Below are 23,567 nucleotides of genomic sequence, written 5' to 3'. Positions count from 1 at the left end.
ACTAGCCTTGACCTCATGAGCGATCGCCGCGACGTCGAATGTTGGCTGACCGACATGGACGGGGTACTCGTCCACGAGAACCACGCCCTGCCCGGAGCCGCCGAGCTGATCCAGCAGTGGCGCGACACCGGAACCCCGTTCCTCGTGCTCACCAACAACTCGATCTTCACCCCGCGCGACCTCGCCGCGCGCCTGCGTGCCTCCGGCATCGACGTGCCGGAGGAGGCACTCTGGACCTCCGCGCTCGCCACCGCCGACTTCTGCGCCAGCCAGATGCCGGGCGGCAGCGCCTTCGTCATCGGCGAGGCCGGCATCACGACCGCCCTGCACGAGGCCGGCTTCATCATGACCGAGACGAACCCCGACTACGTCGTCGTCGGCGAGACCCGCAACTACTCGTTTGACGCCATCACGAAGGCGATCCGCCTCATCAACAACGGCGCCCGGTTCATCGCCACGAACCCGGATGCGACCGGCCCCAGCGCCGACGGGGTGCTGCCCGCGACGGGCGCCATCAGCGCCCTCATCACGAAGGCGACCGGCAAGGAGCCCTACGTGGTGGGCAAGCCGAACCCGATGATGTTCCGCTCGGCGATGAACCGCATCGGCGCGCACAGCGAAAACACCGGCATGATCGGCGACCGCATGGACACCGACATCGTCGCCGGCATCGAAGCCGGTCTGCACACCGTGCTCGTCATGACCGGCATCAGCGACACGGCCGAGATCGAGCGCTACCCGTTCCGCCCGAGCGAGGTGCTCGCCGGCGTGCACGAGCTCATCAGCCCCGAGCCCTTCGAAGCGGAAGAATTCGACGGGGCCGGGCTGCCGCAGTAACGGCCTCGGGGCCGCCGGGGAGGGTGCGCAGCGCCGACACTCGGCAGCGCGCGAGGACGATCGGCGTTCAGTTGCCCGCGCCCTCGTCGCCCCCGACGACCGGCGAAACCAGCGACAGGTTTCCTTCGAGCGGTTCACCCCCGGCCCGGGAGATGAAGCAGAAGAAGTCGCGGTAGCCCTCGTCCCACTCCTCGGCCGTGACCGGGTAGGCGGTCTGAATCTGAATGTCGTCGTAGGCGGCGGCCGCCGTGAAGTCGAGCACGTCGGGCGACGAGCAGATCAGCGACAGCGGGGCCGCAAGCGCCTCCGGCCCCGGATACTCGGCCGGCGCCTCCGGAAACTCCTGCCGCAGGATCAGCTGCGCGGCGTGCGGCTCGGCGCAGTCGACGACAGTGAACTGCTCCTCCCACGGCGACACCCACGGCTCGAGGCACTCGCCGCCGCGCAGCAGCGACCACTCCCACTCGCCGGCCGGCAGCGGCACCCCGTCGGGCACGCCCTCCAGCGGGTCGGGCTCGGGCTCAGGCTCCGGCTCGGGAATCGGTTCAACCGTTGGCTCGGGCTCCGGCTCGGCGGCCGTCCACTCCGGGATGCGCGTACCCAGAAAAAACAGCCCGATCAGCACCAAAATGGCCGCCAACGACCCCGCCACCCACAGCAGCGTGCGCTGCGTGCGATCCAGGCGGGATGCTTGGGGCGCGTCTGCCGTCACGCCCGGCGCCGGCGGAGGGGTCGGCGACACGAGCAGCGACTCCGGCTCGTACTCGCGGAAGTTCTGCTCGCCGAACACGGCGTCGAGCGCGTCGCCGTCGACATCCCCGTCGATCGGGGCGTCACCCACGCCGGGCGGTGATGGCGCGCGCAGCAGCTCGGTCGCCGCGTCGCTCGGAACCTCGGCGGCGGGCATCGCCTCCGTCGGCGCCAGCTCGCGCATGACCGGCATCGCCTCGGTGGGAATGTCTTCGACGCGGGGCACTGGGGGCCCGGCGGGGGGAACAATCGCCGGCGACGACGGGTGGAGGAGCGCGGGCGGCGGCTGAATCGCCGGCGGGGGCAGCACCGGCTCGATCAGCGGCGACGGAGGGGCGGGAGTCGACGGGTTCGCCGGCTGAGAGATCAACTCGGTGAACGACGGTTCCGCCGGGGGCTCGCCCCGAGCATCCTCGTCGTCTGCGCCCGGCGGGCGCCCCGTGTTCTCCGTCATGACAGCGTCTCGCTCATGCCAGGCCGAGATCCTCCAGGCCGATGGCGGCGCGGTACGCGTAGCCGGCCTCTTCGATGACCTCGCGGGCCCCGGTGGCGCGGTCGACCACGACGGCGACGGCGACCACCTCAGCGCCAACTTTCTCGAGCGCGCGGGCCGCCGTCAGCGGCGACCCGCCCGTCGTCGACGTGTCTTCCAGCACGACGACGCGCTTGCCAGCGAGGTCGGGACCCTCGACCTGCTTGCCACGGCCGTGATCCTTGGGCTCCTTGCGCACGACGAAGGCGTCGTACGTGCGGCCAAGCGCGGCGCCCTGGTGCAGCACGGCAGCCGCGATCGGGTCGGCGCCCATCGTGAGGCCGCCCACGGCGGCGATGTCGTCGAACTCGTCGACCAGCGGCACCATGACCCGGCCAATCAGCGGGGCAACCCGATGGTCGAGGCTGACCTTGCGCAGGTCAATGTAGTAGCTGGCCTTCTTGCCGCTCGTCAGAGTGAAGTCGCCGTGGAACACGGCCTCCTCGCGGATGACGTCGATCAGCTGCTGGCGCACATCGGTCACGGATACAACTCTAACTAGGGTGATTCCATGCGCATCGCGACCTGGAACGTGAACTCGATCCGCACCCGGCACGGCCGCGTCGTCGACTACCTGGTCAACGCCGACGTCGACGTGCTCGCCATGCAAGAGATCAAGTGCAAGCCCGAACAGTTTCCGCTCGACGGCTTCGAGGCCGCCGGCTACGAGGTCATCGCGCACGGCCTCAACCAGTGGAACGGCGTCGCCATCGCCAGCCGCTTGCCCATGACCGACGTCGAGACCTCCTTCGCGGGCCAGCCCGGGTTTCTGAAGGGCCACGAGGGCGACGACGCGCCGCTCGAGGCGCGCGCCCTCGGCGTGACCGTCGCGGGCCTCCGGCTCTGGAGCCTCTACGTGCCCAACGGCCGCGCCCTCGACGACCCGCACATGCAGTACAAGCTGCGCTTCCTGCGCGCGCTCGCCGACGACGCGAAACGCACCCTGACGGCCGACCCCGCGCATCCCCTCGCCCTGATGGGCGACTTCAACGTCGCCCCGCTCGACGACGACATGGGCGACCCGAGCTTCGTTCCCGGCATCTCGACGCACATCTCTCCCGCCGAGCGCGAAGCGTTCGCCGCCTTCGACGAGGCGGGGCTCACCGACGTCGTGCGGCCGCACCAGCCGGAAGGCTACACGTTCTGGGACTACAAGCAGCTGCGGTTCCCCCGCAACGAGGGGATGCGCATCGACTTCATTCTCGGATCGCGCGGATTCGCCGACCGCGTCGAGAGCGCCCACATTGCGCGCGACGAGCGCAAGGGCGATTCGCCGAGTGACCACGTGCCCGTGGTCGTCGACCTCGCGGAGGACGACGAGGACGACGACCGGCCGATGATCTTCTAGGACGTGTCCAGCCCGGCGAGGCGAGGCCTGCCCACCGGGTCACCGCATAGGCATCGGCCCTAGGCTTCGGCCGTGCAGTTCGACGACATCATCGTCTCCGTCATGGAGACCCTCGGCGTGTTCGGTGCCGGCCTGCTGGTGGCGCTCGAGAACCTCTTCCCGCCGATCCCGAGCGAGGTGATCCTGCCGCTCGCCGGGTTCACTGCGAGCCGCGGAACCTTCAGCGTCACCGCGGTGATCATCGCCACGACGATCGGTTCGGTTGCGGGTGCCCTCGTGCTCTACTGGCTTGGCCGCGTTCTCGGCACTGAGCGGCTTGCGCGCATCGCCGACCGCATCCCCCTCATGCATGGTGACGACGTTCGAACCTCGGTTCACTGGTTCGAGATGCGGCGCGGCGCCGTTGCAGTGTTCGTCGGACGCTTCGTGCCTCTCGTTCGCAGCCTGATCTCGATTCCGGCGGGCGTCGCGCGCATGAACGTGTGGCTGTTCCTGGGGCTGACGACGCTCGGTAGCGGCATCTGGAACACGATCTTCGTCGTGCTCGGTTTCATCCTCGGCGAGAACTGGCGCGTCGTAGAGGAGGTCGCCTCGCAGTACGGCGATGTACTGCTGGTCGTTCTCATCGGTGTGGGCATCGTGCTCATCGGGCTCGCCATTCGGCGACACCGTCGTGAGCGCCAGGCACGCGGCGAAAACTAGGGCGCGAGAAACGCCGCGATCACGATCAGCGCCGGCACCGACAGCGCCGACGACAGCAGCACGGCATCCCGCGCGATCGTCGTTCCCCGCTCGAAGCGTGACGCGTACACGAAGACGTTCTGCGCCGTCGGCAGCGCCGCGAGCGTGACGACGGTGAACAGCGCCGCCCCCTCGAGCCCGATCACGAGCGCGCCGACCACCCAGGCGACTACGGGCATGACGGCCACCTTGAGTACCAGCGCGAGCAGAACATCCCGCCGACCGGTGCCGGCCGCGAGGACGCGGCGCCCGTGCAACGACATGCCGAACAGCAGCAGCACGACCGGCACCGCCGCCGCCCCGATCAGCCGGAACGGCTCGAGCACCGGGTCGGGCAGTTCGAGCCCCGTCACCGACACAATGACGCCGAGCACCGACCCGATGATGATCGGGTTGCGCACCGGCTGGCTGAGAATTCGGCCGAGCGACACCCGCCCGCTCGTCGACACGTCGAGCACCGTCAGCGCGAGCGGCCCCGCAACGACCAGCTGAAACAGGATGACCGGGGCAACGAGCGCCGGATCGCCCAGCACGTAGGCGGCCACCGGCAACCCGATGTTGTTCGCGTTCGTGTACCCCGACGCGAGCGCCCCGACCGTCGTCTCGGGGACCGCGCGGCGCCACAGCACGCGCGCGACGACCGCGTACAGCACAAAGCACGCGACGGCGGCCGCGATCGACACGGGCAACAGCGCCGAGAACAGTTCGGACGTGTCGGCCTCAGCGAGCACTGTGAACAGCAGCGCCGGCGACAGCACGAAGAAGGCGAGGCGGCCGAGCACCGGCTGCGCCGTGTCGGGCAGTAGGCGGATGCGCGCCACCAGGTATCCGGTCGCCACGACGGCGCCGATGATGGCGAATCCCGTGAGCACTCCGAGCACGGGACCAGTCTCGCGCACGTTCTGTCGCGTCTCGCGCACGCGGGAGGTGGTCACGATTCGGGCATGAGGAGCGACTACCTATGGCGACGCGACGCGGAGCGGAGAACACCGGAGGTGCAGCGACCCGTCCACCCACACCACCCCAGGAGTTCCCATGCGTCGCACCCCGCGCACCGCCCTCGCCGCCCTCGCCGCCCTCGGCCTCGCCTCCGCCTTCGCCCTCACCGGCTGTTTCTCCAACCCGCTCGATAGCGTGGTCGAGAACGTCGTCAGCGGCGGTGTCGAGAACCTCATCGAGAACGAGCTCGGCGGTGACGTCGACGTGAACATCCCCGGCTCGGGCGGCACCTCGACGCTGCCCTCGAGCTGGCCGAGCGACGTTCCGACGCCCGACGGCGACGTCATCTTCTCGCTCGGCACCCCCGGCAACTGGGCCGCGACCATCATCGTCGCGGGCGCCGACGTCGTCGACGCGATCTACGGCGATTTGGAGGGCGGGGGCTACACGCTGATCTCCGAAGCCGACTTCGGCGGGCTCGCGAGCCGCGTCTACGAAAACGATGTCTACAACGTCTCGGTGAGCGCCAGCCCGTCGGAGGACGGCACCTCGACCGTGACGGTGCAGTACATCATCGCCGAGAAGAAGTCGCAGGGCTAGTTACCACCGGGTCGGAGCGGCCCCCGTTCGCGCGCAAAATCTGCACGCTGACGAGCGTGGTGCAATCTTGATGCGCTCAGTGTGCATCCAGAGCGCTTTTATTGCGTAGTGGGCAATCAAAACGGGCGGCTTTGCGCCTACCCTCGAAGCAGGGCGCGATCACGCGCGCCCGCACCACGATCTCGACGGGAGGGACACCATGACCGACACCGCTCAGCGCGCCACCAGCCGCGCCGCCGGCGCCACCGTAATCGGAGAGCCCGAGGTCGTGGAGGACGCCCGCACCGAGGGTCCGTCGGCCGCCGAGATCATCGCCGACCCGCAGTGGTCGGCGCTCAAGGCCGCCGCCATCGCGATCCGTCCCCACCAGATCAAAGACGGCTCGATCCCCGACGTGGATGCGCACGGCGAAGCGGCAGAGAATGTCGCGGTCATCGTCGATGCGCTGCGCCACTTCGGGCCGCTGATCCCCTACGACAGCGAGTACCTGCTCGCCGCGGCCACCGACTTCGAGCGCTGGCGCGACGGCGGCTTCGGCGTGCCCGACTTCTACGACGCGCTCGACGCGTTCACCCCGGCCGCCGAGCGTCGCGACGGCGTCGCGCACCTCGTCGTCTTCCCCATGTACACGCAGAACGGCTCAAGCGACCGACTCGTCGAAGCCGTCGTGTTCGACGTCATCTGGCCCGACTTCGTCGCCGAGCTGGAGGCCACGAAGTACGGCAACCCGCTGTACCTCGGCCTGCGCTTCGCCGACTTCACCCCCGGCTACGACACCAACTCGGCCGTGCTGTTCCCCGAGTCGGTCGCGGTCACACCGCGCGTGCCGGCCGGCGCGCCCGACGGTACTGCGCCGCAGCTGCCGACCTTCACCTGGGGCGCGATCTTCGCCGACCGCGAGGCCGCGCGCTTCCGCCGGGTGCTGCGCGCCGCCGCCGACATCACGAAGCTCGAGCTGCCCGCCGACGCAGCCCAGCTACTCGACGACCAGGCGCTGACCGAGCGCACCTTCGTGATGTGGGACATGATTCACGACCGGGCGCACATGCGCGGCGACCTGCCGTTCGACCCGTTCATGATCAAGCAGCGCATGCCGTTCTTCCTCTACTCGCTGGAAGAGCTGCGCTGCGACCTCACGGCCTTCCGCGAGTCCGTGGTGCTCGTCCGCGACGAGGGGACCGACGACGTCACCCGCCAGCACGCGCAACTCGTGCAGTACGCGGTGATCTTCGACCGCATCTTCCGCTTCGCGATCACCGGCACGCGCATCCGCAATTACGACGCCGTCGGGGGTCAACTGCTGTTCGCCTGGATGCACCAAAAGGGCGTGCTGCACTGGACGGACACCCAGCTCGCCATCGACTGGGAGCACGTGCCCGACGTCGTCGTCGCCCTGTCAGATGCCGTCAACGACCTCTACTGGCGCTCGATCGACCGGCCGAAGGGCGCGCACTGGCTCGCCGCCTATGAACTCGTGTCGTCGACGCTCACCCCGCACCCCGCCTCGCAGTGGGCGAAGGGGCTGCCGCAGGAGGTGCTCGAGGGTCCGCTCAAGGGCTGGACCGACCTCGTCATGGACGACGAGTTCCCGCTGTCCATGTTCTACGAAGCTCTGCAGAAGAAGATGGCGGGCGTGATCGAATCGACCGCCGGCATCACCGGCACATCCGAGGTCTAGTGGCTGACACAGCGGGCGTTGCCGGGCGCACCGTCATCGTCGGCGGGGCGGGCGGCATCGCTGGCCGCGAGGTGTGCGCGGCCCTGACGGCGGCCGGCGCCCACGTCGTCGCCGTCACCTCGCGGGCCGACGCGCTCGAGGAGATCGTGGCGGCCGAGACGCACGCGCTCGACCTGGGCGACGCATCCGCCGTCGCGTCGTTCGCCACCGACCTGCGCGAGCGGCGCGGGGGCGTCGACGGCTTCATCCACCTGGTCGGCGGCTGGCGGCCCGGCGTCGCCGACGACGACTGGCAGTGGCTCGAACACCGCGTGCTGACCACGCTGCGGGTCGCGTCCCGCGAGCTGCGCGACGACCTCGGCGCGTCCGACGCCGGGCGGCTCGCGATCGTCAGCTCGGCGTCGGTCGCCGCCCCGCGCTGGGGCATGGCGAACTACGTCACCCTGAAGGCGGCGGCCGAAACGTGGGTGGCGGCGATCGCGAACGGCTGGCGGGTCACCGAGAAACCGGCCGCAGCCGTGACATTCGTCGTGCGCGCGCTCGACGACGACGGTGTCATCGACGCCCTCGCGCAGAGCGCCGTCGCCCTGTGGGACCTCCCCGCTGAGCAGCTCAACGGCGTGGTCGCGCGCCTCGACGACGCGGAGTAGCGAGCCGTCTGCACGCAGAATCCGTCGCGCGACGGATGACGCGCATCCCTGCGGCGGGTTAGCGTCGTCGGGTGACACGCGTGCACGAGACGGCGCCGGCGACCGACGCCGACGGGCGCTGGCGGCGCCCCCCGCCCGCCCTCAGCGAGCTGCGCCCCGACGCGCTGCTCGCGCTCACCGTCGCCGTCGGCGGCGCCGTCACCGTGTTGCTGTACGCGAGCGTCGGCTTCTTCGACGAGCCGCCCGTGCCGTGGCACGCCGCCGTCATGATCATCGGCTTCTCGGGCCCGCTCGTGTTTCGCCGCCTCGCGCCCATCACCGTCACTGTCGTCGTCTCGGCGGTCTACATCATCGGCGTCACCAACAAGGTGCCGGAGGTGCTGTTCAGCAACATCGCGCTGTTCGCCGCGATGTACTCGATCGGCGCCTGGAGCACCTCCCGTCGAGCTGCGCTGATCTCGCGAACGCTGATCGTCGTCGGCATGTTCGGCTGGCTGTTCTACGGGCTCGCCAGCGCCGCGTTCGATACGAGCCTCGCCCCCGAAGACTCGGGCATCGGCCTCATCGCGCCCGGCGTCGCTGCGGGCCTCATCGCAGTGATCACGAACATCCTCTACTTCGCCGGAGCCTGGGCGTTCGGCGACCCGCCTGGAACGCCGCCCGCGAACGCGCCGAACTCGAGGCCCGCACCCGCGAGCTCGCCGCCGAGCGCGAACGCACCGCCGCGCAAGCCGTCGCGCTCGACCGCGTGCGCATCGGCCGCGAGTTGCACGACGTCGTCGCCCACCACGTGTCAGTCATGGGCATCCAGGCCGGCGCCGCCCGCCGCGCCCTCGAAACCCGCGGAGCCGACGGGGCCGACACAGCGATCGACTCGCTCGGCTCAATCGAGCAGTCGGCCCGGCAAGCCGTCGACGAATTGCACCGGCTGGTCACGACTCTGCGCGACACCGAGGCGCTGACCGACGGCGCGGCCGACGGCGGCGGCGCGACCGGCGCCACACGGGATGCTCGGGGCTCCGCCGGCAGCGCCGGCGACGGCCCCAGCACCCGCGGCACCGCCCAGCTCGGCGACCTCGTGCGCGAGCTTGAAGCGGCGGGCCGCGCGGCCGCGCTCCACACGATCGGCGAGCCCACACCTCTCAGCCCCGTCGTCGACACGACGCTGTACCGGGTCGCGCAGGAAGCCGTCACGAACGCCCTCAAGCACGCGGGTGCGAGCGCCCGCGTCGACCTGCGCCTGCGCTTCACGCCCGAGGCGGTCGAGCTCGACGTGGCCGACACGGGCGTCGGGGCGCGCGCGGCGGCCGTACAGCCGCGCGGCGGCTCCGGCGGGCTCGGCCAGCAGGGCATGCGCGAGCGCGTCGCCGCCGTGGGCGGAACCCTCGAGGCGGGGCCCCGTTCGCGCGGCGGGTACCTCGTGCGGGCGCGGGTTCCGCTTGTGGTGGAGGAGGGCCCGTGAGCGACGCCGCCACGAGCATCCGGGTGCTGCTCGTCGATGACCACGCGCTCGTGCGCTCGGGGTTTCGCGCGATCCTCGAAAGCGAGCCCGACATCGCCGTAGTCGGCGAGGCCGCCAACGGCGACGAGGCCATCGCGCAGGCCGCGGCCCTCACACCCGACGTGATCTGCATGGACGTGCAGATGCCCGGCATGGACGGCCTCGAGGCGACGCGCCGCATCACCGCCGACCGCGGCGGACGCGCGGGCGTGCTCGTGCTCACGACGTTCGACCGCGACGACTACCTGTTCGCGGCGCTCGAGGCCGGCGCGGCCGGGTTCCTGCTGAAGAACGCGAGCCCCGAGAAGCTCGTCGAGGCGGTGCGGGTCGTCGCGAGCGGCGACGCCCTGCTCGCCCCCGACGTCACCCGCCGAGTCATCGCCCGCGCGACGGGGACGGGTGCGCGGGGCGTCGGCGGCGCGAACGGCGAAACCCCCGAACCGGATGCTCGCCTCACCGAGCTGACGGAGCGCGAGCGCGAGGTGCTCACCCTGCTCGCCCGGGGTCTCGCCAACGCCGAGATCGCGCGCGAGCTGTGGCTCGGCGAGGCGACCGTCAAGACACACGTGTCGAAGATCCTGCAGAAGCTGGGGTTGCGCGACCGCGTGCACGCCGTCGTCTTCGCCTACGAGAACGGCGTCGCCGTTCCGGGCGAAACCCCGGCCGAGTAGGCACCCCCGTTCACCCGTCGGGGGGAGGGGTCGCTACGGCGACCATCCTTCGGACGGATGCGCGAGCATCCCGGCCCTTCGTAGCGTGGGAACCAACGAAAGGGGCAGCATGCTTCAGATCGAGGGTGTGACCAAGCGCTACGGCGACCGCACGGCGGTTGACGACGTCAGCTTCACCGTCGGCGGTGGTCGGTTGACCGGCTTCGTCGGTGGCAACGGCGCAGGCAAGACGACGACGATGCGCATCATCCTGGGGGTGCTCGGGGCTGATGCCGGCGAGGTGCGACTCGACGGGTCGCCGCTCGGCGTCGACGGACGGCGACGCTTCGGCTACATGCCGGAAGAGCGCGGGCTCTACCCGAAGATGCGGGTGCACGAGCAGCTCGTCTACCTCGCACGGCTGCGCGGCATGCGCGCCGGTGAGGCGGCCGAGCGCGCCGACGAGTTGATCGACCGGCTCGAACTCACCGAGCGGCGCAACGACCCGATCGAGAAGCTGTCGCTCGGCAACCAGCAGCGCGCGCAAATCGCCGCCGCCCTCGTGCACGACCCCGAAGTACTCGTGCTCGACGAGCCCTTCTCGGGCCTCGACCCCATGGCCGTCGAAACGGTCCTCGGCGTTCTCAGCGAGTTCGCCGCGCGCGGGGCCCCCGTGCTCTTCTCGAGCCACCAACTGGATGTTGTCGAGCGGCTCTGCGACGACATCGTCGTGATTGGCGGCGGCCGCATCCTCGCCGCCGGCAGTCGAGAGGAGCTGCGCGAGCGGAACGCCGGCTCGCGCTGGGAGCTCACCGTCGACGGCGACCTCGGCTGGGTGCGCACCGCGACCGGCGTGGAGGTCATCGAGTTCGACGGTGACCACGTCGTCTTCGACGCCGACCCGTCGGCCGCTCAAGCCGTGCTGCAGCGCGCCACCGCGAGCGACGCCGTGCACCTCTTCGGACGCCGCCGCCCCACCCTGACCGAGATCTTCCGAGAGGTCGTGCAGTGATGAACACCACCAGTTTCCGCGAGTCCGTCTTCCTTGTCGCCGGGCGCGAGATTACGCAGCGCCTGCGGTCGAAGTCGTTCGTGATCTCGACGCTCATCCTGTTCGCGATCGTGCTCGGGTCGATCCTCATCAGCGGGTTCATCTCGCGCGCGAACGCCGACTCGACGGCGCCCATCGCCGGAGTCGGCGCCGCCATCGCCGAGCTCGAGACGCTGCCGGGCGTCGAGGTCGTCGAGGCCGCGACGATCGCCGAGGCCGAGCAGCTCGTTCGCGACGAGGAGGTCGACGCGGCCGTCGTACCGCTCGACGGCGACTCGGCTGTCCCCTTCGAGGTCATCGGCTTCGACGAGGCTCCCGGTGGCCTTGTCACCGCACTGTCCATCGCGCCGGAGGTGCGCCTGTTGGAAGAGCCGGGGCTGCCCTTCGGCCTGCTCTACCTCGTCGCCTTCGGCTTCGGCATCGTCTTCTTCCTCTCGGCCGTCACCTTCGGCGGCACGATCGCGCAGAGCGTGGTGGAGGAGAAGCAGACTCGCATCGTCGAGATTCTGCTGTCGTCGATTTCGGCCAGGGCGCTGCTCGCGGGGAAGGTGGTCGGCAACTCGATACTCGCCTTCGGACAGATCATCGCCATCGCGGCGCTCGCGGCGCTCGGCCTCGTGCTGACCGGGCAAGACGTCCTTGTGACCGACCTCGGGCCCGCGGTCGGCTGGTTCCTCGGGTTCTTTGCGATCGGCTTCGTGCTGCTCGCGGCCATGTACGCGGCGAGCGCCTCGCTCGTGTCGCGCATGGAAGACGTCGGCTCGGTGCTCACGCCGGTCACGTACCTCGTGATGATTCCGTACTTCCTCGTCATCTTCCTGTTCGACAACGCCCTCGTGCTGACGATCATGTCCTACGTGCCGTTCTCGGCTCCGGTCGGAATGCCCATGCGGATCTTCCTCGACCAGGCCGCCTGGTGGGAGCCGATCCTGTCGCTCGTGGTACTCGCCGTGTCGACGGTGGTCATCGTGGCGCTCGGCGCGCGCATCTATCGCAACTCGCTCCTGCGCACGGGCTCGCGGGTGAAGCTCGGCGAGGCGCTGAAGGGGTGAAGCTTCGGGGCGCACGGATGCGCGGGGCAGAGCCGTCGGGGACGGCGCGCCCCGTGCATCCGGGTGCGAGAATGGGCGCGTGAGCCGACTGCATGACACCGCCCGCCGAGGATTCGCCAGCGACAACTACGCGGGGGTGCACCCCGAGGTGCTCGCCGCCCTCGCCGACGCGAACGAGGGCCACCAGATCGCCTACGGCGAAGACGACTACACGGCTCGGCTGCTCGAGGTGGTGCGCGCCGAGTTCGGCGAGCAGGCCGAGGTGTACCCGGTGTTCAACGGCACGGGCGCGAACGTGCTCGCGCTCACGGCGCTCATGCCGAGGTGGGGCGCCGTCATCGCGAGCGGGGTCGCGCACATCCACACCGACGAGGGCGGGGCGCCCGAGCGGGTCAGCGGCCTGAAGCTGTTCACCGTGCCGACCGACAACGGCAAGCTCACCCCCGAACTGATCGACACAGAAGCCTGGGGCTGGGGCGACGAGCACCGGGCGCAGCCGCTCGCCGTGAGCATCACGAACTCAACCGAGGTGGGCACCGTCTACACACCCGACGAGGTGCGCGCCATCGCCGACCACGCCCACGCGAACGGCATGGCTCTGCACCTCGACGGCGCCCGCGTGTGGAACGCGGCAGCGTCGCTCGGCGCGTCGCTGTCGGCGTTCACGTCGGAGGCGGGGGTCGACGTGCTCTCGCTCGGCGGCACGAAGAACGGCCTGCTCGGCGCGGAAGCGATCGTCGTGATCGACCCCGAGCGCGCGCCCGGCCTCACCTACCTGCGCAAGATGAACATGCAGCTGGCGAGCAAGATGCGCTTCATCTCGGCGCAGCTGCTGACGCTCTTCGACGACGAGCTCGGGCTGCGCTCGGCTCGGCACGCGAACGCCATGGCGGCGCGCCTGCGCCAGGGGCTCGAGCGGATGGTGGCGAGCGGCGAGGTGCCGGCCGGCTCGCTGGGCTTCAGTCAGGACACGCAGGCGAACGCCGTGTTCGCGCTGCTCGACAACGCGGTCGCCGACCGCATCCGGGAGAAGTTCCGCTTCTACGACTGGGATCGCGCCCGCGGCGAGGTGCGCTGGATGTGCGCCTTCGACACGAGCGCCGACGACATCGACGCCTTCTTGCGCGTCGTGCACCACGAGCTGACGCGCTAGCGGGTCAGTCGCTGCCGCCCGCGACCGGAGTGGGCCGGGGCAGGAGTGCGCCCGGGCAGGAGTGCGCCCGGGCAGGTATGCGCCCGGGCAGGTGTCGCATCGCCCCGGTGGTGATCGACGAGACCGGCGTGTCGGTCTGGCTGACCGGCGTGTCCACCAGTCCACCGGGTTGAGGCGACAGTCCTGTGTGCCGATTGTGCGGCGGTCTCTCGTTGATCGACTGTCGGGATCGCCGCGCCAATCACCACGCGCGCGCAGACATTGACATTCATCGATGTTGTGCATAATGATCGACGCATTCATCGATGACAATCGATGTAAGGGGGGTGCACGATGTCGGATCTCGACGGCTGCTGCGGCGGCGGACTCTGCTGCTGAGCAGAGCTGTGTCGCTCTGCAGACACGAATCAGAGCGTCAGCGCTTCCCAAGCGTTGCGACGCACACTGGCCGGGTGAGCACTGAATCACCCGGCCAGCAGCGCGTTCTGCAGCCCGGCGACCCCGGGTATGAGCGCGCCGACGAGGCACGCCGCACCGGCCCGGTTCGCGGGCGGGCTGCGGCGGCCCGCGAGGCGATTCGGCGGCGCCCCGGGCTCGACAGGGTCTACCGCACCGGCGTGAAGGTCGTCGGCGGCACCACTGTCGGCCTCGGCATCGTGCTTATGCCGCTTCCCGGCCCGGGCACCCTCGTTGCCCTGGGGGGCCTCGCGATTCTCGGCACCGAGAGCGAGAAGGCGAAGAAGCTCAACGACCACGCCGTTCGTGCCGCCAAGGCGGCCGCCGCGGCGGCTACCCGACGACGGGATGCTCGTCGCGCGGCGCGCGCGCAACGCCCGTTCCGTGCCGCACGCGCCTAGCGAACCCGCCTACGGCGTTCGCGAGTCCAGCGCCTGCGCCAGGTTCGCCCATCCGCGGTCGAGGGCGTTCTGCGCGTCGAGCTGCGCCTCGGCGAGCGCCTCCGCCGCCGAGAGCTCGCCCGATCGCACGGCGTCGACGGCGTCGCTCCAGATGCGCTTGAGTGAGACGTCGGCGGGCGTGACGGTGGGGAGAACGGCCGCCGCATACGCCTCGTCGACAGCGGCACGCAGCGTTGCCGCACTCGCGTCGTCGGTGTCGGTCACCCACCCGCGCAGTTCGGCGTCGGCCGTTGCATTGGCCGTCAGCAGTCCTGCGACTTCGAGCGGAGCGAGGTCAGCGGAGCCCGTGGCATCTGCGTCCTGCTCGGTGCCGGCGTCGGTCTCGGCGTCGGTGGCGGCGTCGGCGGAATCCGGCGTGGCGGCGCGGGAAGTGACGGCGTCGATCCACGTCTCCGATTCGGTCACGGCGCGCACATAGCCGCACGCGGTCGCGGGGTTCGCCCCGGCGACGGGGATCGCCCACCCGTACCCTTTCAGTACCGCAATCGGTTCGCCCGCGCCATCGACCACGGGGCCGAACTGCGGCTCGACGTCGGGCTCGTCACTGCCGCCGGTAACGCCCGTCGACAGCTCGGCCGACTCGACGAGGGTCGTTTCCGCGGACGGCTCGGCCCAGCCGTCGAGCGCCGCCACGATGCGCGGGTCGTCGAAGGTGGCGGTGCGGCCATCCGGAGTCACGAGGGGCGTGCCCTCGGCCGCCGCCCACAGCTGGATGACGCGCCACTCACGCGGGTCAGCCCCAACCGACTCGACGAGGGCACCGCCGCGCTCCGTACCCGTGGTCGCGCTCGTCGTGACGAGCAGCGGCACGGTCGACGTGTCGGGGAGGGCGAAGATGCGCTCCTCGAGCGTGACCTGAGCGAGCGCCGCCGGGCTGTACTGTCCGAGATTGACTGGCGCCTCCTGGATGCAGCGGTCGAGCGGCATGATCGCGCCGCGCGCTGCGAGGTACCCGATGTCGGCGCGGTCCGCGTAGATGAGGTCGGGCGCATCGCCCGCCTCAGCGGCCGACGCGTAGCTGCGAGCGTCCACCGCCCCCGCGGAAACGCTGACCTCGACGGCCGTTCCCAGCGCCTCGACGGCCCGATCGTGCCGAGCCTGGTTGATCGGGTCGGCCAGGGCGAACCCCTCGATCTCGAGTTGACCAGCGTAGGGCTGGTCCGCTGCGTACCACGAGCCGTCGGCGCCGGGCCCCTGAAGCTCGCCCGTACAACCAGCCAGCAGAACGGCCGAGGCGGCGAGGGCGACGGGTGCGGCAATGACGGATGGGCGGTGCTGGCGGGGCATGGGTCTCCTCACGCGGTTACGGACGGCGATCTCCCTCGCGTGAGGGAAAACGGCTCACCACCGTAGACGTGTCCGCCACAGGCCGCCACGGGGTTGACAGCGGCCCGGCGAGACCCGACCATACGGCTACGGACGCAGCAGCACCTTGATTGCCTCGCGCTCATCCATCAGTCGGTAGCCCTCGGCGACGTCTGCGAGCGGCACCTCACGGTCGAAGACGCGACCGGGCTGGATCGTGCCGTCGAGCACGAGCGGGAGGAGTGCATCCACGTAATTGCGCACGGGGGCGATGCCCCCGGCGACGCCCACGTTGCGCGAGAACAGCGACCGGATCGGCAGCTCGGCGCCGCCGTGCGGCACCCCGACGTAGCCCACGCGGCCGCCCGGGCGGGCGGCGCGGATGGCCTGGTCCATCGACTCGGCCGTGCCGACGCACTCGAGCACGGCGTCGGCGCCGACCCCGTCGGTGAGCGCCATGATCGCCGCGATGCCGTCGTCGCCGCGCTCGGCGACGACGGCGGTCGCCCCGAACGCGCGGGCGAGGGCCTGCCGGTCGGCGTGGCGCGACATGGCGATGATGCGGGCCGCGCCGAGCTGCCGGGCGGCGATGACGCCGCACAGGCCGACCGCGCCGTCGCCGACGACGACCGCCGTCGACCCGGGCGAGACGCCCGCCGAGACGGCCGCGTGCCAGCCCGTCCCCATGACGTCGCTGAGGGCGAGCAGGTGCGGCACCATGGCGTCGTCGACGGGGCCGGGCACGACCGTGAGACTGCCGTCGGCGGTCGGCACGCGCACGAACTCGCCCTGCGCGCCGTCGGCGAGGTGGCCGTCGCGGTCGTCGCGGCCCCACCAGTTGCCGTTCTGGCACGACGGGCTCACCCCGTTCTGGCAGTGGGCGCACGTCATGTCGCAGTCGTAGAACGGCGCGATGACGAAATCTCCGCGGCGCACGCGCGTGACGGCATCGCCGACCTGTTCGACGACGCCGACGAACTCGTGGCCGATGCGGTGCGGCTCATCGGTGTCAACCACGCCGCGGTACGGCCACAGGTCGCTGCCGCAGATGCAGGCGGCGACGACGCGCACGATCGCGTCGCGGCCCGTGCCGCTGAGCCGCGGATCGGGCGCCTCCTCGAGGCGAATGTCGCGGGCAGCGTGGATGACCGTGGCAAGCATGGTGGGAACGGTATCGACGCGGAGTGAACGCTTACTGGATGCGCGCCATCACGCGCCTGCCTCGCGGTCGAGCAGGCTCTGCTTGATGGCGAGCCCGTAGCGGAAGCCTCCGAGCCCGCCCCCCGTGCGCAGCACCCGGTGGCAGGGCACGAAGAGCGCGGCGGCGTTCATCGCGCAGGCCGCCGCCGCCGGCCGAGTCGCGGCGGGGCGTCCGGCGAGCGCCGCCAGTTCGGCGTAGGTGACGGGCCGGCCCGGGCGGATGCCGCGCATGACGCGCCACGTCGCTTCCAGGAACTCGCCGGAGCGCTGGCGAACGGGCACCGCGTCGGGCGCCGTGCTGTCGCCGGCGTAGAACCGCTCGACCGCGACGAGCGCGGACTCGAGCGCGGGCGAGCTTCCCGTCAGCTCGTCGGCCGCCGGGCGGATGGTGCGGTGGATGAGCGGGATGAACTCGGCGACGTCGGCCGTCCAGCCGGAGGCGAGCACCGCATCCTCGTCGGCGATGACCGTGAACGGGCCGTCCGGGGTCGCGACAGTGCGGGCGGCGGCAGTGCGGCTGGCGGCAGTGCGGCCGGCGGTCTGGCTGGCGGTCATGGGGTGTCCTTTCGGGGTGGTTCGGGATGCGCGGGCACGCCCTCGAGGGCGGCCCGCCACAGGTGCGCGGCGGCGTACGACCGCCACGGTGCCCAGGCGTCGGACGCGGCGGCGAGCTGGCGGAACGCGGCGGGGCGCGGGAGGTCGGCGGGGACGACATCGGCCGCGCGGGCACCGGCAAGCAGGGCGACGTCGCCGGGGATCCAGGCGTCGGGGGTGCCCGTGACGCGCATCGCGACGTAGGTGGCCGTCCAGGGTCCGAGGCCGGGAAGGTCTTCGAGCCGTGCGGCCAGCTCCTGCGGGTCGTCACCCACGTCGAGGGTGAGCTCGCCGTCGGCGATGAACCGCGCGACCCGCGCCACGGTATCGACCTGGCGAGCCGGGAGCCGCAGCGGGCGGTCAGGGTTCGCGGAATCCTGGTCGGCGAGCGTGGCGGCGATCGCGTCAGCCGTCGGGAAGAGTCGGTCGAGCCCAGGCACTCCCGTGTCGACGGGCTCGCCAGCCGCCGCCGCGAGGCGCCCGAGGTGGGTGCGCGCCGCGGCAACCGAGATTTGCTGGCCGACGATGGTGCGCACAAGCAGCTCGGGCGGATCCGCGGTGCCCGGCACGCGGATGCCCGGCGTGGTGGCCACGAGCGGCGCGAGGCGGGGGTCGCCGGCGAGCGCCTCGTCGACGGCGAGCGGGTCGGAGTCGAGGTCGAGCATCCGCCGCGTTCGGGCGACGCCGACGGGCACGTCGGCGAGCGAGGTGAGCGCGAGGCGGAGGGTGAGGGTCCAGAGGCTGCTGGGCGCTGCGGCATCGCTGCCGCCCGCCGCACGCGTCGCCGTCACGTCGATGACGGCCGGCCCGTGCGGCAGCATCACCGTGCGCGCGAACCGCAGGCGCCCCGCTGCCGGGTCGAGGTCGGCGCGTTCGACGCCGGCGATGGCGCGAGCAGAGAGGTAGCCGAACATGCCCGGGGCGTCGTACGGCTGGCGTACGGGCAGGGCGAGGCTCACGCCGACGAGCGGGGTCTCTGGTGCCGCGTCGGTATCGCCGGGGAGCGCGTGCGCGGGCCGCTGCGCGCGTGCGCGCAACTCGCTCGGCGTGACCGCGAAGACCTCGCGCACCGTGTCGGTGAACTGCCGCACCGAGCCGAATCCGGCGGCGAAGGCCACGTCGGCGAGCGGCAGGGGCGTTCCCACGATGAGGGCACGGGCGAGTTGTGCGCGGCGGGCCCTGGCCACAGCGAGCGGGCCTGCTCCGAGCTCGGCAGTCAGTAGGCGCGTCAGGTGGCGCGGGCTATAACCGAGCCGGGCGGCGAGCCCCGCGACGCCCTCGCGGTCGATGACGCCGTCACCGATGAGCCGCATCGCGCGGCCGGCCACGTCACCGCGCCAGTCCCACTCGGGGCTGCCCGGCGTCGCCTCCGGCAGGCACCGCTTGCAGGCTCGGTAGCCGGCCTCGTGGGCGGCGGCCGAGGTCACGTAGAACGCGACCCCCGTCTCACGGGGCGTTCGGGCCGGGCACGACGGTCGGCAGTAGATGCCGGTCGAGGCGACAGCGGTCACAAACTGCCCGTCGAAGCGGGCGTCGCGCGAGGCGATCGCCCGGTAGCGCTCGGCGAATCCGGGATGCCCGGGGCGCCAATTTGCGCCCGTCGCGTCCGCGCGCGGGCGGCGCGCCGTGCGCGACGTGGAAGCGCTTGTCGGGGTCACGCGCACCATTCCATCGCGCATCCTGACCTGCGTCTAGCGGGAATCGGACACGGCGATCGTCACGACCGGGCAGCGCACACCAGGAACGCGGGCGAGCCGCCCGTCAGCCGTCATCAGAGGCGCGCCGAGCTCCTCTGCCAGCGCGATGTATGCGGCGTCGTAGGCGGATACGTTGTGAGCCAATTCGAGCACGCGTGACAACAATGGAATGGTTGGCCACGCGTCGAGTGCCCAATCGACGAGGGTCTGAGTGTGCTCGTCGAGTTGCCGATGTGAGATCTTTCCCACCAGCATCAGTCCACGCAGAGCATGAACCGTCTCGATGATGGCGTGCTCGGGGACCACCCAGTGCAGGTCGTCCCTCATACGCTGCAATGCCACATCGGTCGAGGTCGCGTCGTCGTCGACGAGGACGGTAACGAGCACGGACGCGTCGAGGACGATCACCCGCCGCGGGCCGCTCGGCCTTGCTGGATCATCTCGACAATGAGGTCAAGCCCGACCGCCGGCCGCTGCCGGCCCGAGTGAGAACGCCGCTCGTCGAGCCACTCGCGTCGGCGCGCGTACGCTGCTTCGCGCTCCACGACCTCCAGAAGCAGTTCCTGAAGCGACCTGTTCCGGCGCTTCGCCTCACGCGCGAGAGCATCACGTGTGTCGTCGGAGACATTTCGAATTTGCAAGGCCACCATGCTCACATGATAGCGAACCTACATTTTTTTTCGCATGCATGTTCGCATGCACTTCGGGCGCCGTCATGTTAGCCGCTCCAGGTCGGGTTTCGTCGCGCAGCACCGAACATGACGGCGATCACCGCACCGACGACGACCATGAACAGTGCTAGCTCGCCTCCGCCAAACGAAGCCACAACGACCCCGCCAATACCGGCGACGACGATGGACCCCGCGGCGGTTCCCACGCCCTCACCGAGTTCCATCGCCACCCCGCCGTGGGCGCGGCTTTCGCCCGGATGCTCATGGAAGTCGGTGAACGCGTCGGCCAAGACCTTCGGATACACGAGGCCCATCGCGACACCCGCGGCGAGCGACGCCACCCCCGGCGTGGCGATGGCGGGGAAACGGCCTCCCGGCTCCACGACGGTCACCGCGAGCGCAATAGCTAAGGTCGCGATCGGGAACGCGGACGCGCTCACGTGATACGCGCCCCGGGTCGATAGTCGGGCGCCGACTCCGCCCGCGCTGAGCAGCGCCCACCCCAACGGCGCGACAGCGACAAGGACGGCCCCCACGACACCGGACGGGTCGACGGCAACCGCCGCGACGAGGGGAAGAATCGCAGTGATTCCGAAGTAGCTGGCACACACGAGCGCGAATGCGACGGCACCCGCCCGGAGCCGCCGATTCTGCGGCACGACCGCGGTTAGTGCGCGCGGAAACGCCAGCGCAACGACGAGCCCGGTCACGATGACGGCCGTTCCCACGGGTGGCAGCGCGTCGAGTCCGAGAAGAACGAGCGCGGCACCCAGCCCCAGGGCAACTCCCGCGAACCAGCCAACGCCCCGCACCGTTGCGGGCGCCTCCGCTCGCCCGATGTCGAGTGCGCGCAGAGCGCGCGAAACGAGGACGCGGCCGATCAGCAGCACCACCGCCGGCCAGGCGAGAGCGACGCGCCAATCGGCGAGGACGAGCGCGATAGACGTCACGGCGGGCCCGACGAGCGAAGGCACAACCCACATCAGCGCGAACAAGCCGAACGCCCGCTCGCGCTCAGCCGCCTCCGTGTACACGGTGCTCAAGACGCCGATGCCGAGACCGGCGAGTAGCCCCGCCGCGAGCCCCGCACGGCGAGGCCCGCGATGAGTACCGCCATCGTCGGAGCCGTCAGCGCCACGCCCCCGAGGAACACCGCGGTGGCAATCCACAGCTGCGCCTGCGGTCCGATTCGCGCGTATAGATAGGCGCCCACCGGCATCATCGCGATACCGACGACGCCGGCGATCGCCACGGCAACGCCGTACTGCGCGAGCCCGCCCAACTCGATCGACGCGACAGGCAACACGGCGGCGTAACTGATGCCCGACACTCCCGCGGCGAACTCGGTAACGAGCAACGCGGCGAGCAGCCGACCCCGCGCGCCACGAAAGAGCGTGCGCAGCGACGGACGAGCATCCACCCGTCGACGCTATCGAAGGATGCTCGGGGAGCGCGCCCGCGCATCCACCCCTATGGCGTCGGCACGTCCTCCATGCGGTCGACAGTCAGCGCGTCACTGTCGACGTCGACGTGCACGCGCACAACGTCCCCGTCGGTGATCTCGTTGGACAGGATCGCCCGCGCGAGCCGGTCGTCGATCTCGTGCTGCATGAGCCGGCGCAGCGGACGCGCGCCGTAGATCGGGTCGTAGCCGCGCTCGGCGAGCCAGGCACGCGCATCCGGCGTGACGGCGAGCTGCAGGCGACGGTCCGCGAGCCGGCGCTCGAGGCGGTCGATCTGCAGCGACACGATCTGGCCGAGGTCGTCGGTCGACAGCGTCGAAAAGACGACGATGTCGTCGAGGCGGTTCACGAACTCGGGCTTGAACGCCTGGCGCACCATGTCGTTCACGGCCGCCACCTTCGTATCCCAGTCGAGCGACGGGTCGATCAGTGCCTGCGAGCCGAGGTTCGAGGTCAGAATCAGAATTGTGTTGCGGAAGTCGACGGTGCGCCCCTGCCCATCGGTGAGTCGCCCGTCGTCGAGCACCTGCAACAGCAGGTCGAACACCTCGGGGTGGGCCTTCTCGACCTCGTCGAGCAGGATCACCGAGTACGGCCGGCGCCGCACGGCCTCCGTCAGCTGCCCGCCCTGCTCGTAGCCGACGTAGCCGGGAGGGGCACCGATGAGCCGCGACACGGCGAACTTCTCGCCGTACTCGCTCATGTCGATGCGCACCATCGCCTTCTCGTCGTCGAAGAGGTAGTCGGCGAGCGCCTTCGCGAGCTCCGTCTTGCCGACGCCGGTGGGCCCGAGGAACAGGAAGGAGCCGGTGGGCCGGTCGGGGTCGGAGATGCCGGCGCGCGTGCGCCGCACCGCCTCGCTGACGGCGACGACCGCATCCTTCTGCCCGATGATGCGCTTGCCGAGCTCGGCCTCGAGGTTCAGCAGCTTCTCGGTCTCGCCCTGCGTCAGCTTGTCGACGGGGATGCCCGTCCACGCGGCAACGACGCTCGCGATGTCCTCGTCGGTCACCTGGTCGTTGACCATGCGCGGGCGCTGCTCGATGTGTTCGGCGTCACTGAGCTGCTTTTCGATCTTCTTGATCGTCTCGTGCTCGAGGCGGGAGGCCTCCTCGTAGCGCCCGTCGCGGATGGCGAGGTCGAGCTGGATGCGGGCGTTGTTGAGGCGCTCCTTCAGGTCTCCGACCGCGTTCAGTGCGAGCTTCTCGGCCGCCCACGCGCGCTCCAGCTCGTCGCGCTGGGCGCTCTTGTCGGCGAGTTCGGCGCGCAGCGCCTCGAGTCGCGCCTTCGACGCCTCGTCCTTCTCCTTTTTCAGAGCGAGCTCTTCGATCTCGAGGCGCGTCACAGCGCGCTTCAGCTCGTCGAGCTCGACGGGGCTCGACTCGATCTCCATCTTCAGCCGGCTGGCGGCCTCGTCGACAAGGTCGATCGCCTTGTCGGGCAGCTGACGGCTCGTGATGTAGCGGTTCGACAGGCTGGCAGCGGCCACGAGGGCACTGTCGGCGATCGCCACCTTGTGGTGCGCCTCGTAGCGTTCCTTGAGGCCGCGCAGGATCGCCACCGTGTCTTCGACGCTCGGCTCTCCGACGAACACCTGCTGGAAGCGGCGCTCGAGCGCGGCGTCCTTCTCGATGTATTCGCGGTACTCGTTGAGCGTCGTGGCACCAATGAGCCGCAACTCGCCGCGGGCGAGCATCGGCTTCAGCATGTTCGCCGCCGCGACAGAACCCTCGCCGCCGCCCGCGCCCATGAGCGTGTGCAGCTCGTCGATGAACGTGATGACGCGGCCGTCGGACTCGTCGATCTCTTTCAGCACGGCCTTCAATCGCTCTTCGAACTCGCCACGGTACTTCGCACCGGCAACCAGCGCGGCCAGGTCGAGCGAGACGAGTTGCTTGTCTTTCAGCGAGTCGGGCACATCGCCCGCGACGATGCGCTGGGCGAGGCCCTCGACGACGGCCGTCTTGCCGACGCCGGGTTCGCCGATGAGTACGGGGTTGTTCTTGGTGCGTCGACTCAGCACCTGGCTGACGCGACGAATCTCAGCGTCGCGGCCGATGACGGGGTCGAGCTTTCCGGCGCTCGCGATCGCCGTGAGGTTGACGCCGTACTGTTCGAGCGCCGATTTCTGGTCGCCGTTCGTCGACGGCGCGCCCTGCATATTCGCCATGTGCGACTGACCTTTCCTGACCGGTAGTACCCGTTGCGCGCAAATCTTGAGTCGCGCTGACTCAAGTT

At 70.5% G+C, this 23,567-nt stretch carries 24 protein-coding genes and 2 pseudogenes; 14 read left to right on the top strand and 12 right to left on the bottom strand.

The genetic code is table 11. The features are described from left to right. Window positions 1–15: 15 nt before the first annotated feature. Window positions 16–837, top strand: a complete 822-nt coding sequence (locus tag EV140_RS08660) for an HAD-IIA family hydrolase (RefSeq protein WP_130282979.1) — start codon at window positions 16–18, stop codon at window positions 835–837. Window positions 838–904: 67 nt separating this feature from the next. On the opposite strand, the gene EV140_RS08655 is transcribed toward EV140_RS08660, so the two are convergent. Both EV140_RS08655 and pyrE read right to left on the bottom strand, forming a co-directional pair. Further along, window positions 905–2,041 carry a hypothetical protein gene (locus EV140_RS08655; protein WP_130282977.1) on the bottom strand — a complete coding sequence of 379 codons (1,137 nt, stop codon included), beginning with the start codon at window positions 2,039–2,041 and terminating at the stop codon, window positions 905–907. Window positions 2,042–2,054: 13 nt separating this feature from the next. After that, window positions 2,055–2,603, bottom strand: coding sequence for an orotate phosphoribosyltransferase (gene pyrE, locus EV140_RS08650; protein WP_130282975.1), 549 nt, complete (start codon window positions 2,601–2,603; stop codon window positions 2,055–2,057). Window positions 2,604–2,630: 27 nt separating this feature from the next. Here pyrE and EV140_RS08645 point away from each other — a divergent pair, with 27 nt between their 5' ends. Continuing rightward, window positions 2,631–3,467, top strand: a complete 837-nt coding sequence (locus EV140_RS08645) for an exodeoxyribonuclease III (RefSeq protein ID WP_130282973.1) — start codon at window positions 2,631–2,633, stop codon at window positions 3,465–3,467. Window positions 3,468–3,539: 72 nt separating this feature from the next. Further along, the gene (locus tag EV140_RS08640) at window positions 3,540–4,169 is read left to right on the top strand and encodes a DedA family protein (protein WP_231923975.1); all 630 of its coding nucleotides are present in this window, start codon (window positions 3,540–3,542) and stop codon (window positions 4,167–4,169) included. Here the strand turns inward: EV140_RS08640 and EV140_RS08635 are convergent. Beyond that, window positions 4,166–5,089 carry an AEC family transporter gene (locus EV140_RS08635; protein WP_130283080.1) on the bottom strand — a complete coding sequence of 308 codons (924 nt, stop codon included), beginning with the start codon at window positions 5,087–5,089 and terminating at the stop codon, window positions 4,166–4,168. The two genes, EV140_RS08640 and EV140_RS08635, sit on opposite strands and share 4 nt — an antisense overlap. A 154-nt stretch (window positions 5,090–5,243) precedes the next feature. Here EV140_RS08635 and EV140_RS08630 point away from each other — a divergent pair, with 154 nt between their 5' ends. The 11 genes and pseudogenes from EV140_RS08630 to EV140_RS08590 all read left to right on the top strand — a co-directional run bounded on the left by EV140_RS08630 (window position 5,244) and on the right by EV140_RS08590 (window position 14,339). Next, on the top strand, window positions 5,244–5,747 hold the full coding sequence (locus tag EV140_RS08630) for a hypothetical protein (protein ID WP_130282971.1): 504 nt from the start codon (window positions 5,244–5,246) through the stop codon (window positions 5,745–5,747). Between the two features lie 199 nt (window positions 5,748–5,946). After that, complete coding sequence (locus tag EV140_RS08625) at window positions 5,947–7,425, top strand: DUF6421 family protein (protein ID WP_130282969.1); 1,479 nt, start codon at window positions 5,947–5,949, stop codon at window positions 7,423–7,425. Then, on the top strand, window positions 7,425–8,075 hold the full coding sequence (locus EV140_RS08620; protein WP_130282967.1) for an SDR family NAD(P)-dependent oxidoreductase: 651 nt from the start codon (window positions 7,425–7,427) through the stop codon (window positions 8,073–8,075). The genes EV140_RS08625 and EV140_RS08620 overlap by 1 nt, the downstream gene beginning before the upstream one ends. Before the next feature lie 71 nt (window positions 8,076–8,146). Further along, window positions 8,147–8,659, top strand: a pseudogene (locus EV140_RS13630) (DUF7134 domain-containing protein); the annotation flags it as partial. 215 nt (window positions 8,660–8,874) lie between these two features. Further along, window positions 8,875–8,967, top strand: a pseudogene (locus tag EV140_RS13625) (hypothetical protein); the annotation flags it as partial. Between the two features lie 27 nt (window positions 8,968–8,994). After that, window positions 8,995–9,537: a sensor histidine kinase gene (locus EV140_RS13255; protein ID WP_241971380.1), complete on the top strand. Its 543-nt coding sequence runs from the start codon at window positions 8,995–8,997 to the stop codon at window positions 9,535–9,537. Next, window positions 9,534–10,247: a response regulator gene (locus EV140_RS08610; RefSeq protein WP_130282963.1), complete on the top strand. Its 714-nt coding sequence runs from the start codon at window positions 9,534–9,536 to the stop codon at window positions 10,245–10,247. Before EV140_RS13255 ends, EV140_RS08610 begins: the two co-directional genes overlap by 4 nt. Window positions 10,248–10,356: 109 nt before the next feature. Further along, the gene (locus EV140_RS08605) at window positions 10,357–11,238 is read left to right on the top strand and encodes an ABC transporter ATP-binding protein (RefSeq protein WP_130282961.1); all 882 of its coding nucleotides are present in this window, start codon (window positions 10,357–10,359) and stop codon (window positions 11,236–11,238) included. Further along, window positions 11,238–12,329: an ABC transporter permease gene (locus EV140_RS08600; RefSeq protein WP_130282958.1), complete on the top strand. Its 1,092-nt coding sequence runs from the start codon at window positions 11,238–11,240 to the stop codon at window positions 12,327–12,329. Before EV140_RS08605 ends, EV140_RS08600 begins: the two co-directional genes overlap by 1 nt. 79 nt (window positions 12,330–12,408) lie before the next feature. Beyond that, window positions 12,409–13,482, top strand: coding sequence for a threonine aldolase family protein (locus EV140_RS08595; RefSeq protein WP_130282956.1), 1,074 nt, complete (start codon window positions 12,409–12,411; stop codon window positions 13,480–13,482). Window positions 13,483–13,934: 452 nt separating this feature from the next. After that, the gene (locus tag EV140_RS08590) at window positions 13,935–14,339 is read left to right on the top strand and encodes a PGPGW domain-containing protein (protein WP_241971379.1); all 405 of its coding nucleotides are present in this window, start codon (window positions 13,935–13,937) and stop codon (window positions 14,337–14,339) included. 9 nt (window positions 14,340–14,348) lie between these two features. Here EV140_RS08590 and EV140_RS08585 read toward each other — a convergent pair whose 3' ends face one another. From EV140_RS08585 to EV140_RS08545, 9 genes are all read right to left on the bottom strand, one after another. Next, window positions 14,349–15,686, bottom strand: a complete 1,338-nt coding sequence (locus EV140_RS08585) for a hypothetical protein (protein ID WP_130282952.1) — start codon at window positions 15,684–15,686, stop codon at window positions 14,349–14,351. A gap of 126 nt (window positions 15,687–15,812) precedes the next feature. Further along, window positions 15,813–16,865 (bottom strand): zinc-dependent alcohol dehydrogenase family protein, encoded by a 1,053-nt coding sequence (locus tag EV140_RS08580; RefSeq protein ID WP_130282950.1) that lies wholly within the window; start codon window positions 16,863–16,865, stop codon window positions 15,813–15,815. A 48-nt stretch (window positions 16,866–16,913) separates the two neighbouring features. Beyond that, on the bottom strand, window positions 16,914–17,459 hold the full coding sequence (locus EV140_RS08575; protein ID WP_130282948.1) for a methylated-DNA--[protein]-cysteine S-methyltransferase: 546 nt from the start codon (window positions 17,457–17,459) through the stop codon (window positions 16,914–16,916). Continuing rightward, window positions 17,456–19,156 carry an AlkA N-terminal domain-containing protein gene (locus tag EV140_RS08570; protein WP_277871102.1) on the bottom strand — a complete coding sequence of 567 codons (1,701 nt, stop codon included), beginning with the start codon at window positions 19,154–19,156 and terminating at the stop codon, window positions 17,456–17,458. The genes EV140_RS08575 and EV140_RS08570 overlap by 4 nt, the downstream gene beginning before the upstream one ends. A 33-nt stretch (window positions 19,157–19,189) precedes the next feature. Further along, the gene (locus EV140_RS08565) at window positions 19,190–19,603 is read right to left on the bottom strand and encodes a type II toxin-antitoxin system VapC family toxin (protein ID WP_130282944.1); all 414 of its coding nucleotides are present in this window, start codon (window positions 19,601–19,603) and stop codon (window positions 19,190–19,192) included. Continuing rightward, on the bottom strand, window positions 19,600–19,851 hold the full coding sequence (locus EV140_RS08560) for a hypothetical protein (protein WP_130282942.1): 252 nt from the start codon (window positions 19,849–19,851) through the stop codon (window positions 19,600–19,602). The genes EV140_RS08565 and EV140_RS08560 overlap by 4 nt, the downstream gene beginning before the upstream one ends. 62 nt (window positions 19,852–19,913) lie before the next feature. Beyond that, a complete protein-coding gene (locus tag EV140_RS08555; protein WP_130282940.1) occupies window positions 19,914–20,909 on the bottom strand; it encodes a hypothetical protein in 996 nt (331 codons plus the stop codon). Further along, the gene (locus EV140_RS08550; RefSeq protein WP_130282938.1) at window positions 20,906–21,286 is read right to left on the bottom strand and encodes a hypothetical protein; all 381 of its coding nucleotides are present in this window, start codon (window positions 21,284–21,286) and stop codon (window positions 20,906–20,908) included. The genes EV140_RS08555 and EV140_RS08550 overlap by 4 nt, the downstream gene beginning before the upstream one ends. Window positions 21,287–21,336: 50 nt before the next feature. Next, entirely contained in the window at window positions 21,337–23,499 is a 2,163-nt protein-coding gene (locus tag EV140_RS08545) for an ATP-dependent Clp protease ATP-binding subunit (protein ID WP_130282936.1), read from the bottom strand. Window positions 23,500–23,567: the final 68 nt, after the last annotated feature.

The organism is Microcella alkaliphila (assembly GCF_004216855.1).
Classification (GTDB): domain Bacteria; phylum Actinomycetota; class Actinomycetes; order Actinomycetales; family Microbacteriaceae; genus Microcella; species Microcella alkaliphila.
Note: the sequence above shows the minus strand (reverse complement) of the source record. Positions and strands in the feature narration are given on the sequence as shown.

Coding starts and splice junctions, on each gene's coding strand:
- EV140_RS08585 (WP_130282952.1), bottom strand. CDS start 15,686: ATGCCCCGCCAGCACCGCCCATCCGTCATTGCCGCACCCGTCGCCCTC.
- EV140_RS08645 (WP_130282973.1), top strand. CDS start 2,631: ATGCGCATCGCGACCTGGAACGTGAACTCGATCCGCACCCGGCACGGC.
- EV140_RS08655 (WP_130282977.1), bottom strand. CDS start 2,041: ATGACGGAGAACACGGGGCGCCCGCCGGGCGCAGACGACGAGGATGCT.
- EV140_RS08625 (WP_130282969.1), top strand. CDS start 5,947: ATGACCGACACCGCTCAGCGCGCCACCAGCCGCGCCGCCGGCGCCACC.
- EV140_RS08545 (WP_130282936.1), bottom strand. CDS start 23,499: ATGGCGAATATGCAGGGCGCGCCGTCGACGAACGGCGACCAGAAATCG.
- EV140_RS08660 (WP_130282979.1), top strand. CDS start 16: ATGAGCGATCGCCGCGACGTCGAATGTTGGCTGACCGACATGGACGGG.
- EV140_RS08575 (WP_130282948.1), bottom strand. CDS start 17,459: ATGACCGCCAGCCAGACCGCCGGCCGCACTGCCGCCAGCCGCACTGCC.
- EV140_RS08630 (WP_130282971.1), top strand. CDS start 5,244: ATGCGTCGCACCCCGCGCACCGCCCTCGCCGCCCTCGCCGCCCTCGGC.
- EV140_RS08605 (WP_130282961.1), top strand. CDS start 10,357: ATGCTTCAGATCGAGGGTGTGACCAAGCGCTACGGCGACCGCACGGCG.
- EV140_RS08600 (WP_130282958.1), top strand. CDS start 11,238: ATGAACACCACCAGTTTCCGCGAGTCCGTCTTCCTTGTCGCCGGGCGC.
- EV140_RS08580 (WP_130282950.1), bottom strand. CDS start 16,865: ATGCTTGCCACGGTCATCCACGCTGCCCGCGACATTCGCCTCGAGGAG.